The organism is Streptomyces sp. NPDC006643 (genome assembly GCF_042870175.1).
Classification (GTDB): domain Bacteria; phylum Actinomycetota; class Actinomycetes; order Streptomycetales; family Streptomycetaceae; genus Streptomyces.
This window is the reverse complement of sequence record NZ_JBIAHA010000043.1, coordinates 17,371-37,293: the sequence shown is the minus strand read 5'-3', so window position 1 is coordinate 37,293 and position 19,923 is coordinate 17,371. Positions and strand designations below refer to the sequence as shown.

Genomic DNA, 19,923 nt, shown 5'->3' with positions numbered 1-19,923 from the left:
CCACAACGGCACCGAACCCCACACCTGAGCAACCGCCAACAACTGCCCCGCACACTCACGACCCTCACCAACCACCACCACCGCACCAGCCAACAACCCCACATCCGGCAACCCCGACTCATGGATCCGGTCGAGATCGACCCGCAGCACCTCGGCACCCCCCGACATCAAACCGGCCGCGACATCATCACCGGCCCCCTCAACAGCCACAACCGCCCACACACCACCCAGCACGCCCCCAGACGCCTCCGGCAGCAACGACCACCCCACCCCGTAACGCCACCCATCCACCACCGAACGCGCCCGCCGCTGCCGCAACGACGCCAGCGCCGGCAACACCACCGACACATCCTCACGCTCCACCGCATCCCAGAAATCAGCACCCAAACCATCAACCACACCACCATCAACACCCCGACCCAACCCCTCAGGCCAGAACCGCTCCCGCTGGAACGCATACGTCGGCAGCGACGACGAGACGGGGTTGTTGCCCGGTCGGGTTCCGAGGAGGGCATTCCAGTTCACGGTGGCCCCGTGGGTGTACGCCCCGGCCACTGCGGTCAGCAGGGTTTCCGGCTCGTCACGGTCGGCCCGCATCCCAGGCAGCCATACTCCACCGCTGTCCGCCGTGGCCATCGCGCTCAACGCCCCTGACGGACCTGCCTCCAGGAACAGATCGGCGCCGTGTTCACGCAGTTTGAGGACCGCGTCGTGGTAGCGCACGGTGTCCCGGACATGCCGCACCCAGTACGCCGGATCAGTCAGATCCGCCCCTGGGAGACCCGAGACGACAGGGATCCGAGGCTCCCGGAAGGTCACTTGCTCCAGCACACGCGCGAAGGGATCGAGCATCGGCTCCATCAGCGGGGAGTGGAATGCGTGACTGACCCGCAGGCGACGGGCCTTACCACCCTGTTCACGCCACCGCTGAGCCAACTCCTCCACAACGTCCTCAGCACCGGAAATCACCGTCGACGCCGGCCCGTTCACCGCCGCTAGGCCTACGGTGGTCCGCTCACCGATCAACTCCAGCGCCTCGGCCTCAGTCGCCGACAGCGCCACCATCGCACCGCCCGACGGCAACTCCTGCATCAACCGACCCCGCGCCGCAACCACCGCAGCCGCATCCGCCAGATCCCACACACCCGCCACATACGCGGCACTCAACTCACCGATCGAATGACCAGCAACCCACTCCGGCACCACACCCCACGACGAAGTCAGACGGAACAACGCCACCTGCACCGCAAACAACCCAGCCTGCGTATACAACGTCTCATCCAACAGACCCGGACCCGGCTCACCACTGATCACATCCCGCAACGGACACGGCAAATGCCGATCCAACTCCCCACACACCTCATCGAACGCCTCAGCAAACACCGGAAACACAGCCGCCAACTCCGCACCCATGCTGGGGCGTTGACTCCCCTGACCCGAGAACACCACCGCCAACCGACCCGAACCCGCCAGGCCAGTCACCACCCCCACACCCGACCGGTCCCCAGCAAGCGCCTGCACACCGTCCACCAACGACTGCCGGTCACGTCCCAGCACCACCGCCCGATGCTCAAACACCGACCGACTCGTGGCCAACGCACGACCCACCGCGACCACATCAATATCTGGCTGCTCCTCAGCCCATCGGCTCAACCTGTCGGCCTGCTCGCGCAGCGCCTGCGGCGTCTTCGCCGACACCAGCCACGGCACGACACCACCGGCAACCACCGCCGGCTCCACAGCTGGCGCCTCTTCCGGCTCTTCAAGGATCACGTGGGCGTTCGTCCCGGAGATACCGAACGACGACACGCCCGCCCGGCGCGGACGACCGTCCGTCTCCCACGACACCGACTCAGTCAGCAGCTCCACCGCACCCGTCGACCAGTCCACGTGCGACGAGGGGGCGTCGACGTGCAACGTCTGCGGCAGGACACCGTGCTGCATCGCCAGCACCATCTTGATAATCCCGGCCACACCGGCGGCGGCCTGGGTGTGCCCGATGTTCGACTTCACCGACCCGAGCCGCAGTGGCCGATCAGCCGACCGATCCTGACCGTACGTAGCCAGCAACGCCTGGGCTTCGATCGGATCACCCAGCTTCGTACCGGTGCCGTGGGCCTCCACCACATCCACATCGGCGGAGGACAACCGCGCACTCGCCAACGCCGCCCGAATCACGCGCTGTTGGGAAGGACCATTCGGCGCAGTCAGGCCGTTGGACGCCCCGTCCTGATTCACCGCACTTCCACGCAGCACCGCCAACACCCGATGCCCGTTCCGCCGAGCATCCGACAAGCGTTCCAGCACCAGAACCCCGGCGCCCTCACCCCACCCAGTACCATCCGCAGCATCCGCGAACGGCTTGCAACGACCATCCGCAGCCAGCCCGCCCTGCCGCGAGAACTCCACGAAGACTTCTGGGCTGGACAGCACCGTGACCCCACCTGCCAGCGCCATCGAACACTCACCGGAACGCAACGCCTGAGCAGCCAGATGCACCGCCACCAACGACGACGAACACGCCGTGTCCACCGTCACCGCCGGGCCCTCCAAGCCCAACGCGTACGACACCCGCCCGGTGAGAACGCTCCCGTAGTTGCCGGTGCCGTTGAATCCCTCGTTGTCGCCCGGACTCAACGCCATCTGAGCCGCGTAGTCGTGATACATCAACCCGAGATAGACACCAGTAGCACTGCCACGCAGCGAATCCGGCACGATCCCCGACCGCTCCAACGCCTCCCACGCCGTCTCCAGCACCAACCGCTGCTGCGGATCCATCGCCACCGCCTCACGCGGCGAAATCCCGAAGAACCCAGCATCGAACTCCGCCGCATCCAGCAGGAATCCACCATGGCGGGTGTAGGTGGTTCCCGGGCGACGCCGCTCCGGGTCGTAAAGGCCGGCCAGATCCCAGCCGCGGTCGGTCGGGAATTCGGATATTGCCTCGGATCCGGCGGCCAACAGCTTCCACAGTTCTTCGGGGGAATTCACATCGCCCGGGAATCGGCATCCCATTCCTACGATGGCTATCGGCTCGTCCAGGGAGTCGGCCGCCGCCCTCCCGCGCGCAGGGGTCTCATCCGCCCGCTCGCCCATGACCTCGGCCAGCACGAACCCGGCCAGCAGCCGCGAGGTCGGGTAGTCGAAGACCAGGGTTGCCGGCAGTCGTAGCCCGGTCACGGCGGTGAGACGGTTACGCAGCTCGACAGCCGTCAGTGAATCGAACCCCCCATCACGGAAAGTCGCATCGGCGTCGACGCGAACAGCCGAGGTGTGGCCCAGGACGGTGGCCGCTTGGGTACGTACCAGATCCAGAACCGTCTCGTAGCGCTCCTCCGCAGGCAACGCGGCCAGCCGGGCGGCCAGTTCGCCGCCGCCACCGGTCGTGGCGGCGGACCGCCGCCCCGGAACGCCCGTCAACCCGCTCAACAACAACGAGCCGGTTCCGGCGGCCCGCATGGCTGCCACATCCAGCCGCGCCGTCACGACCAACGGCCGGTCCAGGCGCATCGCCGCGTCGAACAGCGCCAGGCCCTGCTCGTCGGACAGCGCCCGAACCCCGGTCCGCGCCCATCGCGCCAGATCCGCCGCGCCAAGGCCTCCGGTCATCTCTGAGCTCTGCGCCCACAGCCCCCACGCCATCGACTGCCCGACCAGCCCGGCCGACCGCCGCTGCTGCATCAGAGCATCCAACGCGGCATTGGCCGCCGCGTAACTTCCCTGCCCGGCCGAGCCGAGCGTGGCCGCCGCCGAGGAATACACGACGAAGAACCCGAGATCGAGATCCCGGGTTAGTTCGTGAAGATGCCAGGCCGCATCCACCTTCACCCGCAGGACCTCGGCTTGGCGCTCCGGAGTCGCGGATTCGATGGTCGCGTCGTCGAGAACACCAGCCGCGTGCACGACACCCGACACCGGACGTTCGGGAGGTACGGTGCCCAGTACGGCCGCCAGGGCCTCGCGATCGGACACATCGCACGCCACAACTGTCACCCGCGCTCCCAACTCGACCAGCTCTGGGACGAGTTCATCCGCGCCCGGGGCATCCAGTCCTCGGCGGGAAAGCAACAGCAGATCACGGACGCCGTGGGCGGTCACGAGATGCCGGGCCAGCATTGCCCCCAGCACACCGGTCCCACCGGTGATCACCACGGTGCCCGCAGCCATCCCATCCGACGACGCCGGTTGACCAGCACCCGCCGCACGCACCAGACGCCGCACCTGCAACAGACCACCACGCAGCGTGAGTTCGGGCTCACCACTACCCACCACCGCAGGCAGGACGGCATCGAGATCAGCGCCCACTTCTGCGTCCAGGAGAACAAACCGGCCTGGATGCTCGGACTGCGCAGAACGCATCAGCCCCGTCACCGCAGCAGCGGCCAGATCACTCCCGTCAGCCCCGCCTCGCGTGATCAACACCAGTCGGGAGTCTTGAGTGGCAGGGTCGGCCAGCCACTCCTGCAACCAGCCCAGCACCACCCCGGTCACCTCATGCACCGGTCCCGGGCCCTCGCCCGAGGCAACGGGAACGTCGACCACCACCACTGCGGGCAGCTCGCCGTCGACCCGGCCGTGCCAGGCCCAGTCCACCGCCTCCGCAGTGTCTCGAACGCTCAACGGCTGCCAGTCGACCCCGAACAGCGACCGAGCCGTCTCCCCCGCACCGGCCAAGGACAGATCCGCGGTGAGCGGTCGCAGCATCAGCGACTCGGCGCTGAACACCGGCTGCCCGGCCGGATCGAATGCAGCAACGGCGACCCCGCCGTCCCCCCGACGCGACAACCGAACCCGCACCATCACCGCGTCCGTAGCGTGCACCTGCACACCACTCCACGCGAAGGGCAACCGCACACCCTCTTCATCCGACCCCGCCGACGACGTCAGACCAATCGGATGCAACGCCGCATCCAACAAAGCCGGATGAACACCAAAACCATTCACCTCGGTCTGCTCAGGCAGCACCACCTCCGCAAACACCTCAGTGCCGGACTCCCAGACTCCACGAAGCCCCCGGAACACCAGACCGTAGCCATAACCCTCGTCAGCCAGGCGCTCATAAGCACCCTCCACCGGCACTGGCAGCGCACCCGCCGGCGGCCAGGCACCGGTCAGCACCGGCGCGGCAGTCGCTTGCGTGCCCAGCACACCGTCTGCGTGCTGGACCCACTCGTCCTCGTCGCCTGTGCGGGAGAAGATCCCCACCCCTCGGCGCCCGGCACCGTCAGGCTCGGCGACCCGCACCTGAACCTGCACCCCACCCTGCTCAGCCAGCACCAACGGAGCCTGAAGAGTCAACTCCTCCACCACCGCACACCCGACACGGTCCCCCGCATGCACCGCCAGATCCAGCAAAGCCGTCCCCGGCAACAGCACCGACCCCAGCACCGCGTGATCAGCCAGCCACGGATACGCCGACAACGACAACCGCCCCGTCAACACGACAGCGTCACCGCCCGCCAGGGCTACCACCGCACCGAGCAGCGGGTGTCCAGACTCACCCTGCCCAAGCGCCCGCATATCCCCCGGCTTCGCCCCAGCCGCCGAGGGCCAGAACCGCTCCCGCTGAAACGCATACGTCGGCAGGTCCGTGACACGACCTGCACCACCGAGCTGGGTGGTCCAGTCCACGGCCACGCCCGCAACATGGAGACGGGCGAGTGAGCGCAGCCACCGCCCCCGGCCGCCGTCGTCCCGGCGCAGCGTGCCGGTGACGGTCAGATCCTCACCGGCCTGCTCCACGGCCATCGAAAGAACCGGGTGGGCGCTGACCTCGACGAACGTACGATGCCCCGCCTCCACAAGTGACTCGACGACCTCGGCAAACCGCACCCGCTGACGCAGATTCCGATACCAGTACGCGGCGTCCAGCCCCGCCGTATCAACAACCGCTCCGTCCACCGTCGAATGCAACGGCACTTGACCACTGACCGGCGTGAGACCGCCCAGATCAGCGGCCAACTGGCCCTCGATCAACTCCACTTGGGCCGAGTGAGACGCGTAGTCGACCGCGATCCGCCGCACATTCTCACCGGCATACCGGGCCACGAACGCATCACAGTCGGCAGAGGCTCCGGAAACGACCACCTGCGCGGGGCCGTTGACCGCCGCGACCGACAACCCCTCCCACGGGGCAATCCACTCCTCGACCTGGTCAAGCGGCGCCGGAACCGACACCATCCCACCAGAGCCCGCCAATGCCACGATCGCCCGACTACGCAACACCACCACCCGCGCCGCATCCTCCAACGACAGACCGCCCGCCACCGTCGCGGCGGCAATCTCACCCTGCGAATGACCCACCACCACCGACGGAACCACACCCACAGAAGCCCACAGCCCCGCCAGCGACACCATCACCGCCCACGACACCGGCTGCACCACATCAACCCGCGCCAGCAGTTCCTCATCACCCAATGCGTCACGAAGCGACCAGTCCACCAACGGGTCCAACGCCGCCCCACACCGCTCCATCCACTCCGCGAACACCGGCTCGGAGCCCCACAACTCCAGGCCCATCCCCACCCACTGCGCACCCTGCCCCGGAAACACAAACACCGGACCAGACCCAACCGGCGTCACCACACCACGAACCACCGCAGCGGAAGTCCCGAGATCCCGAAGCCCAGCCACCAACCCCGCCACATCATCCGCAACCACCACCGCCCGATGCTCAAACACCGAACGTGTCGCAGCCAACGACCGCCCCACCGCGAACGGATCCATCTCCGGGCACTCGGCGGCCCAATCGGCCAGCCGAGCAGCCTGCCCCTCAAGCGCCTCCGCCGACCTCCCCGAAAGCAGCCACGGCACCGCCCCGCCAGCAACCACCGCCGGCTCCACAGCCGGTACCTCTTCCGGCTCTTGAAGGATCACGTGGGCGTTCGTCCCGGAGATACCGAACGAGGACACACCCGCCCGGCGCAGGCGCTCATCCGCCTCCCACGGCACCGGCTCAGTCAGCAGCTCCACCGCACCGGCCGACCAGTCCACATGCGACGACGCCATATCCACATGCAACGTCCGCGGCAACACACGATGCTGCATCGACAGCACCATCTTGATAATCCCGGCAACACCAGCAGCAGCCTGGGTGTGCCCGATGTTCGACTTCACCGACCCCAACCGCAGTGGCCGATCGGCCGGCCGGTCCTGACCATAGGTCGCCAGCAGCGCCTGCGCCTCGATCGGGTCACCCAGCGTCGTACCCGTACCGTGCGCCTCCACCACATCAACATCGGCCGAAGACAGCCGCGCACTCGCCAACGCCGCCCGAATCACGCGCTGTTGTGATGGCCCGTTCGGCGCGGTCAGACCATTCGACGCGCCGTCCTGATTCACGGCACTCCCACGCAGCACCGCAAGCACCCGATGCCCACGCCGACGGGCGTCCGACAACCGCTCCAGCACCAGCACACCCGCACCCTCACCCCAACCGGTGCCATCCGCAGCATCCGCGAACGGCTTGCAACGCCCATCCGCAGCCAGCCCACCCTGCCGCGAGAACTCCACGAACATGTCGGGCGTGGACATCACGGTCACACCACCGGCCAGCGCCATCGAGCACTCACCCGACCGCAACGCCTGCGCAGCCAGATGCACCGCCACCAACGACGACGAACACGCCGTATCCACCGTCACCGCCGGGCCCTCCAAGCCCAGCGCATATGACACCCGCCCGGAAGCCACACTCACCGCGTTACCGGTAAGCACATGTCCGTCGACCTCGTCCGAACCGGACGCCAGCACCGAGCCGTAGTCGGAACCGCCGACACCCACATACACACCCGTGTCCGACCCGCGCAGCGAGTCCGGGACGATCCCGGCCCGCTCCAACGCCTCCCACGCCGTCTCCAGCACCAACCGCTGCTGCGGATCCATCGCCACCGCCTCGCGCGGCGAAATCCCGAAGAACTCGGGATCGAACATTCCCGCCTCGGCCAGGAAGCTCCCGTGCCGGGTGTAGGTCGTACCTGAGCGAATTCGGTCCGGGTCGTAAAGCCCCTCAACGTCCCAACCCCGGTCAGTGGGGAACTCCGCCAGTCCTTCACCACCGGCGGCCAGCAGCTCCCACAACGCCTCCGGAGAATCGACCCCACCCGGAAAACGACACCCCATGCCCACGATCGCGACCGGCTCATCGGTCGCCGCCAAGACCGCATCGGACGGCGTGTGATCCGAATCGGACACTCCTGAAACGCGTTGGTGCAGGTATGCGGCCAGCCGCGCGGGTGTCGGGTAGTCGAAGAGCAGAGTCGACGGCAGATCCAGAGCGACGGCTGCTATGAGCCGGTTGCGCAGTTCCACGGCTGTGTAGGAATCCGAGCCCTGTTCCCGAAAACTGCGGTCGACGTCCACGTCCGGCGCTCCGGGATGGCCGAGCACCGCAGCCGCGTGCGTACGGATCAGGTCGAGCAGGTACGACTCGCTGACGTCCGCGCCCGGCCCGGCGACGACTCCCGTACGGCCTCGCCGCCGCTCGTCGCGGCGAGGACCGTCCACGACCGTTTCCCGCAGCTCGCTACTCAGGTCGGCGACCACGACGCTCAGAGCGTCGTGTTCAACAGCACTGGTCAGCGCCTCGACATGCCGGGCAGGATCGGTGGGGCGCATGCCCTCGACCGAGGGCATGTCCCCGTCCTGCCACGCCACAACAGTGCCTGGCAGGGAGTTCGCCCTGCGCAGTCGGATCAGCGCTTGGGCATGGCCATTGGAGTCCGGGTCGAGGCCCAGTTGAGCACTCGCACGCGACACCACCACGAACGCTGACAACTCACGGTCGGCACTCTGCTCGTGCAGCCGCCGAAGAGCCTCGGCATCGGGCAGGCGGTCAGGTTCCGGCAGATACAGGACCGCCGTGAGGTCCGGGCCGGCGGGCAGATCACTGCCTCGTACGACCCGCGCACCGCCACCCTCCAGCCAACGGACCAGCGCTTCGGCAGACGGTCCGGTGCCACCACCTGCCAGCAGTACGGTGCCCGAGGGACGCCACTGGCGTCGCGGCGCCGCACTCGGAACAGGCGCCGACCGTACCCGCCAGGCGAACACCCCGGCCGGGCTCAGGGCCAGGCGGTCCTCTCCATACTCACCGGCCAGCACGGCGCGCAGCCTGCGCGAGGCTGTCGCGTCCCACTCCTGCGGCAGCTCAAGACGACCGCCAACGCCACCCGGAGCCGATGGCCGATCCCAGAACTCCGCGTACTCCGCTCCCGGTGCTTCCCCGGGTTCACCAGTGCGACCGGTCGTCACGCACCACACAGGAGTGCCGGACACCATGTCGGCGGAAGCCTCGGGGTGCAGGAACGACACCACACCAGCCACCGGCCCCATGTCCCCAAGGGCTGCGTCCAGATGGGCCGGGCCCGGATCCACACGGACGAGCACGGAGTCGTCCCGGTCGTCCGAAAGCGCGGCGAGGACCTGGCCGACCGCCTCATCCTCCGGATGGTCGGCAGGTACGGCCACGACCCATCGCCCAGTCAGTGTCCGATCCAGTACGGGGCCGATCGGCGCCCAGCAGACCTCGTACCGCAAAGAGTCGAGTTCGGAGGCTGGGGACCTGCCATGGTCCGGACTCACTGCGGACGCATCCGGCAGCCAGTACCGCTTCCGCTGGAAGGCGTACGTCGGCAGGTCCGCGACGCGACCTGCGCCGCCGAGCTGAGTGGTCCAATCCACCGCCACGCCTGCGACATGGAGACGGGCGAGTGAGCGCAGCCAGCGGCCCCGGCCACCGTCATCCCGGCGCAAGGTGCCCGTGACCGTCAGATCCTCACCGGCCTGCTCCACAGCCATCGAGAGAACCGGGTGGGCGCTGACCTCGACAAACGTACGATGCCCCGCCTCCACCAGTGACTCGACGACCTCCGCGAAACGCACCCGCTGACGCAGATTCCGATACCAGTACCCGCCGTCGAGCCCCGCCGTATCGACCACCGCCCCGTCCACCGTCGAATACAGCGGCACCCCACCACTCACCGGCACGAGGTCGGCTAGATCGGCAGCCAACTGAGCCTCGATCACCTCCACTTGAGCCGAGTGAGACGCGTAGTCGACCGCGATCCGCCGCACGCCCTCAGCTGCATGGGCCGCCACGAACTCGTCGCACGCCGACGCGGACCCAGAGACCACCACCTGAGCGGGGCCGTTGACCGCAGCCACCGACAACCCCTCCCACGGGGCAATCCACTCCTCGACCTGGCCCAGCGGCGCCGGAACCGACACCATCCCACCCGAACCCGCCAACGTCACGATCGCCCGACTCCGCAACACCACCACCCGCGCCGCATCCTCCAACGACAGACCGCCCGCCACCGTCGCCGCGGCAATCTCACCCTGCGAATGACCCACCACCACCGACGGAACCACACCCACAGAAGCCCACAACCCCGCCAGCGACACCATCACCGCCCACGACACCGGCTGCACCACATCAACCCGCCCCAACAACACCGGATCAGCAAGAGCATCCCGCAACGACCACTCCACCAACGGCCCCAACGCCGCCCCACACCGCTCCATCCACCGCGCGAACACCGGCTCGGAATCCCACAACTCCAACCCCATCCCCACCCACTGCGCACCCTGCCCCGGAAACACAAACACCGGACCAGACCCAACCGGCGTCACCACACCACGAACCACCGCAGCGGAAGTCCCCAAATCCCGAAGACCAGCAACAAACCCCGCCACATCCTCCGCCACCACCACCCCCCGATGCTCAAACACCGAACGCGACATGGCCAACGACCGCCCCACCACGACCGGATCCATCTCCGGGCACTCGGCGGCCCAATCGGCCAGCCGAGTAGCCTGCCCCTCAAGCGCCTCCGCCGACCTCCCCGACACCAACCACGGCACCGCCCCACCCGGAACGTCCTCCGGGCCCCACTGCCCCTCAGCACGATCAGGACCAGTCACCTCGCTCACCACAACGTGGCAATTGGTACCGCCCATGCCGAACGAACTCACCCCGGCCACCAGTGGCCGCCCGTCGTCGGGCCACTCGCTGCTCTCCGTCTGCACCCGTAGGTTCAGGTCCGTCAGCGAGATCTGCGGATTCGGCTCACGGAAGTTCAGGCTCGGCGGGATCCGCCGGTGGCTGACCGACAGCACGACCTTCAACAAGCCGGCGATGCCGGCCGCCGACTCCAGGTGCCCGATGTTTGTCTTGACCGATCCGACCCGCACAGGTCCGTGCTCTCGCCGCCGCTCGCCCACCGCAGCACCCAGCGCGGCGGCCTCGATCGGGTCACCGACCCGGGTGCCCGTGCCATGCAGCTCGACGTACTGCACCTCGGCAGGGCTCACACCGGCGTTCTCGTGCGCGCGCAGGATCACCTCCTGCTGCGCGGCAGCGCTGGGCACCGTCAGCCCGTCGCTCGCCCCGTCGTTGTTGACCGCGCTCCCACGGATCAGGCAGTACACCCGGTCACCATCGGCCAGTGCCTGCCGCAACGGCTTGAGCACCACCATCGCGCCGCCCTCACCGCGGACAAACCCGTTGGCCCTGGCGTCGAAGGTGAAACATCGGCCGTCGGGCGACAGGCCGCCGAACCTCGACAGCTCGACTGCCGCGTGCGGGCTGAGGTTGAGCATGACCCCGCCGACGATCGCGCTGGAGCACTCGCCACGGCGCAGGCTTTCACAGGCGAGATGCACGGCGACCAGTGACGACGACTGCGCGGTGTCCACGGTGATGCTCGGGCCGCTCAGCCCGAGCGTGTACGACACTCGGTTGGCGATCATTCCGCGCTGCACACCGGTGTTGCTGTGCGCGGTGATCGCGTCCAGCCCGCGGCGGTGCAGAAGAGCCGCGTAGTCGTCCTTGTTCGCTCCGGTGAAAACGCCGATACGGGCTCCGCGCACCCGGTCCGGGACGATCCCCGCGTCTTCCAGCGCTTCCCAGCTCAGCTCCAGCATCAGCCGCTGCTGTGGGTCGATCGCTGCGGCCTCGCGTGGTGAGATCCCGAAGAACGCCGCGTCGAAGAGGTCGACGCCCTCCAAGTAGCCTCCGAACCCCGTACCGACCGCGTCGGGGCCGGGGCCAGAGCCGTCTGCGGTGTCCGCGGTGTCCCAACGAGTCGCGGGAGTCGTCGAGATCGCGTCCACACCGTCGCGCAACAGGTCCCAGAAAGCCGCCGGATTCGCGGCATGCGGCAATCGGCACGACACTCCGACAACGGCGATCGGGTCCTGGGCATCGTCCTGGCCCCGGGCGTTGTCCCGCCCCCAGCCCTGGTCCTGGTCCTGGTCCTGGGAGGTGTCCTGGTCCGCAGAGGATTCAGTCATCGGAGTTCTCTCGGGTAGCACTCGTGACAAGGGGACGCGGCAGCGGCCGGGACTGCCTTCGGGAAATCAAGGAATCGCCTGGAACGTCTAGCCGTGATCCATCGGCACGTCGAATCGCTCGTAATAGAACTTGAACCGCTCACGCAATTCGTTCTTGTCGAGCCCGAAGTCCTCCATCGTGAATCGCTGCCTGCTGCGATGCCCGTCAGTCTTTGTCGCGAAAGCGCGCATTTCTTCCTTGGCGGTGGCGTCCGGTTCATGACCGACCGCCGAGGAGATGCGGGTCACTGTGCCCATCGGATCACCGACCAGATCACCGAACGCGACGTCGACGAACCGCCCCCTGTTCGCGATCCCTTCGGCACTGTCGCGGTACTCCACCATCGAACGCAGTGACCGCTCGATGTAGTTCGCGCACAACTCGCCAGTCTGGTGTAGATCGGGATTCCTCAGCATCATTCCGGTGGAGAACGTGCCTAGTGCGGCGAGAGAGACCAGCGAGGAGATCGGATCGCGGTGGGTCTGCACCACCGTGGCGTCGCCGAACACCGTCGTCAGCGGGCGCAGCATCTCCAGGTGCGTAGGCGTCTTGAGCAGCCAGCGGCCACCGTCCGGCCGGTCGGCCTGCATGGCCTGGAGGTACTGCCGGAGTAGCCGATATCCGCCGGAATGATCGGCGTTGGTGTACCACCGGGTGTACTCCGGGAAGTAGCCAGAACTGAACTGAAGCGACACATGTCCGGCGTCGAGCAGCGGCATTTCCTCTTCGGGTTCGTCATTGGCTATCTCATGGCTGTCCACGAATCCGGGGAACAGCCAGTTCATGGCGCGTACGAACCGCTCACCTGCGCGGACGCGTGGATCGGGCCCGCTGCCGGGCCGGGTGCCGCCGGCCGGGATCGGATCCAGTGATTCCCAGAACGGCATGTGGTGCCAGGCATGGTCACGCGCCATGGTCCGATGCAGGAAGGTGGTTCCGCTTCGGGGCATGCCCACCACGAACACCGGTGCGGTGACCGGTTTCTCGAATATCTCGGGCCGCCGGGCCGCGAGATCGGTCAGACGCAGTCGGTGAATCATCGGCCGCGTGAGCAGTTGGCGGACCATCAGGCGGCCGAAAACGCTGAGACCGGCCTCCTGGTTGGCCGAGCGGCACAGGATTTCCAGTGGCTCTTCGAAAGGAGCCAGATCGCCGAAATCAGACAGTCCGGTCGTGGCTCTGGCCCGGTTGGCGAGCTTGGTGGGATCGACGGGCCACAGCCGGTTTCCGGCCGGATCGAGGACCCGGTTGATCGTTCGGATCGGCCACGGCAGTCGATATCCGCCGATGGGTTGGGCCGGGTTCGGCGAGGAACTTCCCTTTGTCGCATCCGAACGCATGGGCCTCAACTGCCTTTCGGGACGTCAACTGTCGCAGATCCGGCGAAACTTGAAGACAAGAAGGAGAAGGAAGGAGAAGGAAGGAAACAGGCAGGAAGGCAGGAAGGCGGGACGGCAGGCAGGCAGATCTGCGGCCGTATCGGAAACCTTCTTACTGAAGCGCCGCTCTCTTGCCGTCGGACGGCGGTGCCGCGTGGGTGGGATCGTGCTTGGATGCGGTCGTCGTCGCGGACATCGCGGGCTCCCGTTCCTTATTACGTTCCGGTCTCGGCGCCCAGTATTACGGCTACCCGGACCCGTCTCGTGGGTGCGAGCGGGAAACCTGTTGCCTCGCGCGGTATGAACCCGCGCGTCGGGCGCGTACCGCGTGGGATGGAGACGGAGACCAGCCGCAGCCGGAAAGCGGCAGCCTGGGCGATACGTTCAGCAAACGGCCCAAGCGGGAACCATCAGCCGGCTCGCACTCGCGAACGCCGTCCGGGCGACAGGCGACGGCGGGTGCGCTCTCGTGACCGTACGGGTGCGGTCTCCCGCGCGTACGGGTGCCGTCTCGTGCGCGTACGAGTGCGGTCTCCCGCGCGTACGGACGCGGTCTCCTGCGCGGCGCGATCGTTCGTGGACGCCAAGTGGTCAGATCACTTACGCATCACGCATCCCGTTCACCCTGACCCCTCTGAGTACGGCAGCAGCGATTCGTTCCCTTCCTCGAAGACGCCGTACACCTCGTCCGCGGCGGGCCCGACCTCCCGCTGCGTGAGGTCTCCCTCGAAGAACACGACACGGCGTCGGCGTGCTACGTCGTCGAAGTGGTGGATTACTTCTCGGGCGATGTCGGGGAGCATCTCGGCCGGCGCCGCGACGGCGCCGAGAGTGCCTGCGAAGAGCTTGTCGGTGTGCGGGTCGCGGAGCAGGCCCCAGCCACCGTTGCCCGCGAGGAATTGCAGCAGGTACGTGTACGTACTCCAGCCGACACCGGCGGGCGGGGCGGCGGGTGACTGACGTCGGTCACTCTTTCGGACCACGGTGATCAGGTAGTCGGTGTCCTGAGCTGTACCCGCCAGGATGTGCATGCGCCGGGAGCGCACCCAGGCGCCCGGGACCAGCGTCCCTTCGCGTTCCAGGTCAAGCAGCAGGGACTGGGCGAGCCCGTCGCGGGTGGCCTCGCTCCGCATGGTGCCGGGCGAGGCGCGACGGATGTGGAGGAGCGGAGCATCGTCCGGGATGAGGGGGAGGAACTTGGTCACCACTGCGAGAGCCACTTCCGTCGTCGGGCGGATGGGGCCCTCCCGGACGACGACCACGCCTTCGATGGTGTCGGGATCCGTCGGTGTCACGTCGTAGCGGCCGGTGGGCAGCACTGGTGCCTGAAGGATCTCGGTTCCGCAGCCGGGATTGGCGCAGTCGCCGACGATCGACACCGGCATGTCGACTGAATCCGTGTAGGAGGGTGCGTCGCTCCTCTTCAAGCACTCCCTGCACAGGGTGTACCGGCATTTCCGGCACTGTAGGCCCATCGGGTTGATCGGCTGGATCTCCACGTCACCCAGGGTGAGAAACGTCGCGTGCGGTGAGAACCAGCGGTTGCGACAGGCCGAGCACTCGGTCACGATCGGCGCGAGCAGCGCGTGGTGCCGCTGCGTATCGGTCGTCGGCTCAGGTGAGTTGAGCGCGGCGGTACGGCCCTGACTGAGGATCATGAGCGCCACGAGCAGGGCGTCGGTGTTCTCCGGATCACGGCGCAGCCGGTGGAGGACTTCGTCCAGCGCGGTACGGTTCCTGTCTTGCCTCAGCAGCCTGTCGACCGTATCCCGCAGGTCCGTCTCGTAGCTCCCCTGTTGCCAGTCGGAAAGTTCGAATCGCCGCACGGTGTTCACCGCCAATCAGTTAGTTCGGCTGCCTCGGCATGCCGCCCTGCGTCGGACAGCACCTGCACCGTCGTCTGCCGTACGGTCGCGAAGACCTCTGGCGGAAGGGGCGCGGCCATGAGTCGGTTGAGTACGGTCAGGGCCGCGTCGATCCGGCCTTGTCGGATCCATACGCGGGCCAGCGCGAACGCCCGCTGCTGGCGATCGATCGTGGACAGGGGCTGTGCCGGGGTGTCGACCGGTGGGTTGCGGACGCCTCTGGCGAGCATGTCGGCGAGCATCCGGAACGACTGCGGACGCTCCGACACATGCCGGTCCAGGCAGCTCGACAGCAGGATGCTGATGCCCTCGCTGGGCGGGCGGACGGGCACTTGGGTCAGCTCCTGCCGGCCCCAGTAGTAGAGCTCCTGGTCACGGAGTCTCGGGCCCTCGGACGTGTAGTAGTCCAGCAGTTGCTCCCGCTGTGCGACCGGGTCGGACGCCAGGGCGAAGGGGTAGGGGAGCCTGCCCGTGCATGCCTCGTAGAGGATCACGCCGAAGGAGAAGATGTCCGCGCGGGTGTCGCAGGGTTCTTGCCGCAGGACCTCGGGCGCGGCGTAGGGCCAGGTGCCGCCCCGCGCGCCGGCGAAGCGGCCGTTGTGGAGGCGTACGTGCCGCGCCAGGCCGAAGTCGGCGACTTTTGCCTGGCCTGTGTGGTCGATGAGCACGTTGGAGGGTTTGAGGTCGAGGTGGGCGACCTCGGTGATCCGGGACAGGTGGGCCATGCCGGCGCACACCTGCTGCATCAGTGGGGCGAGTCCGGGACCGTGCCGCGACCGGATCAGGTCGGTCAGGGTCGAGGGCGCGTAGTCGAGGACGATGCCGGGCCGCCCGCGTACGTCGATGACGTCGAGCGTGGTGACGGTGTGCGGGTGCGGTTCGAGCTCAAGCAGCATGGCGAGTTCGTCGTCGCCGGCGAGCGTGCCGGAGAGCGGGGTCTTGATCGCGCGCCGGCCACCCTCTTCGAGATCGTCGACTATGAGGACCCATGCCTGCCCGCCGCGGCGGAGCTCCGCCACCGACCAGCGGCCGGACAGCACCTCGCCGATCGCGGCGGGAGCGCCCTCGGGCGGTGGCGGTGGCGCCCACGGTCCATCGGCCGTCGGACCGGTGTCGGTGTGCATGTTCCTCCGCTCACTCGGGTGTTTCCGGCGTCACGCCCGCGTTCGGGTCGAAGAGGTCGGGCGCGGAGAACTCCACCAGCATCGTTCCGCTCGCGACGGTCAGCCGGTCCTTGTCCCCGACCGGGCACGACTCCCCCTTGGCCAGCTTCAACTGGCGGGTGGCACCGGCCAGGAAGGCGGGGTGGGACCCTAGGTGCCGGTACGTCAACGTTGTACCGATCAGCGTGAGATGGCCGTGGAAGCGGCTGTCCCGGTGGTCCGGCAGATAGACACGGTTGTGTGCGTTGCGACCGAACGAGACGGTGAAGTCGTCGGTCTCCAGGATGAGTTCCGTGGCGTCGCCGCGTAGCCACGACAACCTCAACGTTCCATCGGAGAATCGGTGCACCAGCGGGGCGAGACGCAGGCGGTCGGGGGCGAGTGCGACGAGTTGTTCGGCCGGGGCGAGCAGCACGGTGTCGCGGTTCCAGTGTTGCGAGTTGAGGCGGGCCGACACGACGCCGATGACGCTGCCCGTCCCGGTGAGCAGTACCGGTGCGCCGCTCATGCCCGGCTGGGCATGCCGGCAGCTCACCTTCACCCAGGACCGGCCGAACTGCGAGGTGGCGCCGACATAGTGGCCGACGCCGGAGTCGTAGTCGCGGGAGTCGGCGAAGCCACGCAGGAGGACCGGGTCGCCGGGGGTGGCGCTCGTGTGCGAGGCGAGCGTCATCGGCTTCCAGTCGTCGGCTTCGTGAACGCGGACGAGGGCCACGTCGGCCGCGCTGTCCGAGGGCAGCGAGCAGTCGACGGGGAGCGAGACTCCGGGCGCGGCGATCGGCTCGAAGGTCCATCGCGCGGCCGGGCGCGTATCAAGGACATGCGCGGCGGTCGCGGCGAGCCCGTCGGCGGTAAGGACGAACGCGGTTCCGAGAGGCTCGCCGTCACGGACCAGCCTTCCGATGGTGTCCACGGTGATGCCTCAGCCCGGGAACAGCCGGTTGGCCAGATCGAGCAGGGGGTCGCCGGACCGCCCATCGGCCGAGAGCTGCTCCGCGCCCGACCCACTGCCGGGGGCGCGGGTCGCCTGGACCGCCGCGGCCAGTCGGTGGCCGTTGAGCGCCGCGGTCGCGTTGGCGTCCGCGCGGGACTCGGCGGACTCGGTACGGGCGGTCAGGTCTGCCACCCGCTGCCGCTGCATCGATGTACCGAACAAGGCACCGATGGCCGCGAACGCGATTGCTTCCAGGGAACCGAGGACGACGAGCAGACGCGACCAGGTTACGTCGCCCGTGTCGGCATGGAAGACCAGCCAGGCGAGGAGCCCGAGCCACAGCACGATGACCATGACGGCGACGGCGAGCGCGATCCCGGCGAGCGGAGGCCCCGCCGTCGTCTCGTTGGCCGGCTCCTCGCCCGCTCCGCCCAGTCCACCCGCGCCGCCCACTCCGCCCAGGCCACCCGCTCCGTCCAGGCCACCCGCGCCGCCCAGTCCGCCCGATCCGATGGCCTCGTCACCTGTATCCCCGATACCAGGCACAGCCCCTCCTCGTATGCCACAGCAGTCGAACTTCTCTGCCCCATAGGCGAGTTGGCGTCGGGGAGACTGAGCGCTCGCTCTTCTGTCGCCCGTACCACTCCGGCGCTTCGCTTGCCCTCCTTGGGGCACCCCGCCGATGTCTGCTCGCCACTTCGATGCTCAAGTAGCCTGCCACGAAAGGGCACTTCGCGAAGCGGGAGCGCGAAGAGTCACACCATCGGGTTCGTGGGGCGCGGAGAATCGGTCCCGGGCCACGTCCTACCGACCCGTGCCTACCTACCTAGGCCCCGGCGAGCCGGTTGTTGCGGTCGATCTCGGGCATGTGTGTCTCGGCCCAGACCCGCAGGGCGGCGAGCGGCCTTTCGAGGGACAGGCCGAGTTCGGTGAGCCGATAGTGGACGGCGGGCGGCACTGTCGGTTCCACGCGGCGCGCGACCAGGCCGTCGCGGACCAGACTCTGCAACGTCACGGACAGCATCTTCTGCGAGATGCCCGGAATGCGACGCCGAAGCTCCGCGAACCGGAGTTCGTCCGGAGCCGTCTCGGCCAGCACCTTGACCACCATCGACGTCCACTTGGTGCCGATACGGTCGAGCAACTGGCGGGTCGGGCAGTTCGGGTCCAGCAGATCACCGCGCTCACCCGGCCGCCGACCGGGTTCGCCGGGCACGGACGTGGTCACCCGGGGCTCACCACCTGAGGGGAAAGTGCCGTCTTGGACGGACCAGGCTAGTTCCCTAGCGTGACCTTGTCACCATCGCTCACCACCGTTCAGCACCGTCCTCACCACTGATCGCTCACCACCCCTGGAGTCCTTCCGTGCCCGAACTGCGGCGTGTCCCTCTCAACGGTGTCGAACTCAACGTCGCCCTCGCCGGATCCGGCCCGGCCGTCCTGCTGCTGCACGGCTTTCCGCACACCTGGGAACTATGGACGGACATCATGGCCGACCTGTCCGACCGCTACCGCGTCATCGCGCCGGACCTGCGCGGATTCGGCGCGAGCAGCCCGGCCGCCACCGGATACGACGCCGGCACCCTGGCCGAGGATGCCGCAGCGCTTCTCACCGAACTCGGCGTGTCTTCGGCCGCCGTGGTGGCTATCGACGCGGGTACCCCTGCGGCCTTCCTCCTCGCCCTGCGCCACCCCGGTCTCGTCCGCCGCGTGGTCCTCATGGAGTCCGTGCTGGGCGGGCTGCCCGGCGCCGAGGACTTCCTCGCCGGCGGGCCGCCGTGGTGGTTCGGCTTCCACACCGCCGGGCCCGGCCTCGCCGAGACCGTGCTGGAAGGCCACGAGGCCGCCTACATCGACTGGTTCCTGCACACCGGCACGCTCGGCGACGGGGTGCCCCCTGCCATCCGGGACGCCTTTGTCCACGCGTACACGGGCAGCGCTGCGTTGAGCCGCGCGTTCTCGTACTACCGGGCGCTGCCCGAAAGCGCAGTGCAGATCTCGCAGGCCGTCACCACCGCCCGTCTGACGGTGCCGACGATGGCGCTGGGCGCACACCCGGTCGGCGCCGCGCTGGAGCGCCAACTCCGTCCCGTAACCGACAACCTCACCGGACACGTCATCGAGGACTGCGGCCACATCATTCCCCTGCACCGACCGCACGCCCTGCTCGCGCTGCTGACTCCGTTCCTGGCCAGCGAGGACACGCTCGCAACGTGACCGGACCCGGACAGCCGCCGACATTCGACGCACA

The 19,923-nt window shown here is 68.1% G+C and carries 8 protein-coding genes; 1 reads left to right on the top strand and 7 read right to left on the bottom strand.

All coding sequences use genetic code 11. The annotated features are described in order from the left end of the window. From ACFYNU_RS37700 to ACFYNU_RS37670, 7 genes are all read right to left on the bottom strand, one after another. Nucleotides 1–12,291 (bottom strand): SDR family NAD(P)-dependent oxidoreductase (locus tag ACFYNU_RS37700; RefSeq protein ID WP_388768609.1); only part of this gene is annotated, 12,291 nt, incomplete at its 3' end. Nucleotides 12,292–12,378: 87 nt separating this feature from the next. Further along, nucleotides 12,379–13,671 carry a sulfotransferase gene (locus ACFYNU_RS37695; RefSeq protein ID WP_356596773.1) on the bottom strand — a complete coding sequence of 431 codons (1,293 nt, stop codon included), beginning with the start codon at nucleotides 13,669–13,671 and terminating at the stop codon, nucleotides 12,379–12,381. 659 nt (nucleotides 13,672–14,330) lie between these two features. Further along, nucleotides 14,331–15,536, bottom strand: a complete 1,206-nt coding sequence (locus ACFYNU_RS37690; protein ID WP_356596771.1) for a hypothetical protein — start codon at nucleotides 15,534–15,536, stop codon at nucleotides 14,331–14,333. Between the two features lie 5 nt (nucleotides 15,537–15,541). After that, nucleotides 15,542–16,699 carry a serine/threonine-protein kinase gene (locus ACFYNU_RS37685; protein ID WP_356596769.1) on the bottom strand — a complete coding sequence of 386 codons (1,158 nt, stop codon included), beginning with the start codon at nucleotides 16,697–16,699 and terminating at the stop codon, nucleotides 15,542–15,544. Between the two features lie 10 nt (nucleotides 16,700–16,709). Beyond that, nucleotides 16,710–17,651, bottom strand: a complete 942-nt coding sequence (locus ACFYNU_RS37680) for a serine protease (RefSeq protein ID WP_356596767.1) — start codon at nucleotides 17,649–17,651, stop codon at nucleotides 16,710–16,712. Nucleotides 17,652–17,660: 9 nt separating this feature from the next. Beyond that, nucleotides 17,661–18,218, bottom strand: coding sequence for a hypothetical protein (locus tag ACFYNU_RS37675; RefSeq protein ID WP_356596765.1), 558 nt, complete (start codon nucleotides 18,216–18,218; stop codon nucleotides 17,661–17,663). Nucleotides 18,219–18,498: 280 nt separating this feature from the next. After that, nucleotides 18,499–18,900, bottom strand: coding sequence for a helix-turn-helix domain-containing protein (locus ACFYNU_RS37670; RefSeq protein ID WP_356596763.1), 402 nt, complete (start codon nucleotides 18,898–18,900; stop codon nucleotides 18,499–18,501). Between the two features lie 137 nt (nucleotides 18,901–19,037). Here ACFYNU_RS37670 and ACFYNU_RS37665 point away from each other — a divergent pair, with 137 nt between their 5' ends. Beyond that, nucleotides 19,038–19,889, top strand: a complete 852-nt coding sequence (locus tag ACFYNU_RS37665; RefSeq protein WP_356596761.1) for an alpha/beta hydrolase — start codon at nucleotides 19,038–19,040, stop codon at nucleotides 19,887–19,889. The last annotated feature ends 34 nt before the right edge of the window (nucleotides 19,890–19,923 follow it).

Coding starts and splice junctions, on each gene's coding strand:
- ACFYNU_RS37695 (WP_356596773.1), bottom strand. CDS start 13,671: ATGCGTTCGGATGCGACAAAGGGAAGTTCCTCGCCGAACCCGGCCCAA.
- ACFYNU_RS37685 (WP_356596769.1), bottom strand. CDS start 16,699: ATGCACACCGACACCGGTCCGACGGCCGATGGACCGTGGGCGCCACCG.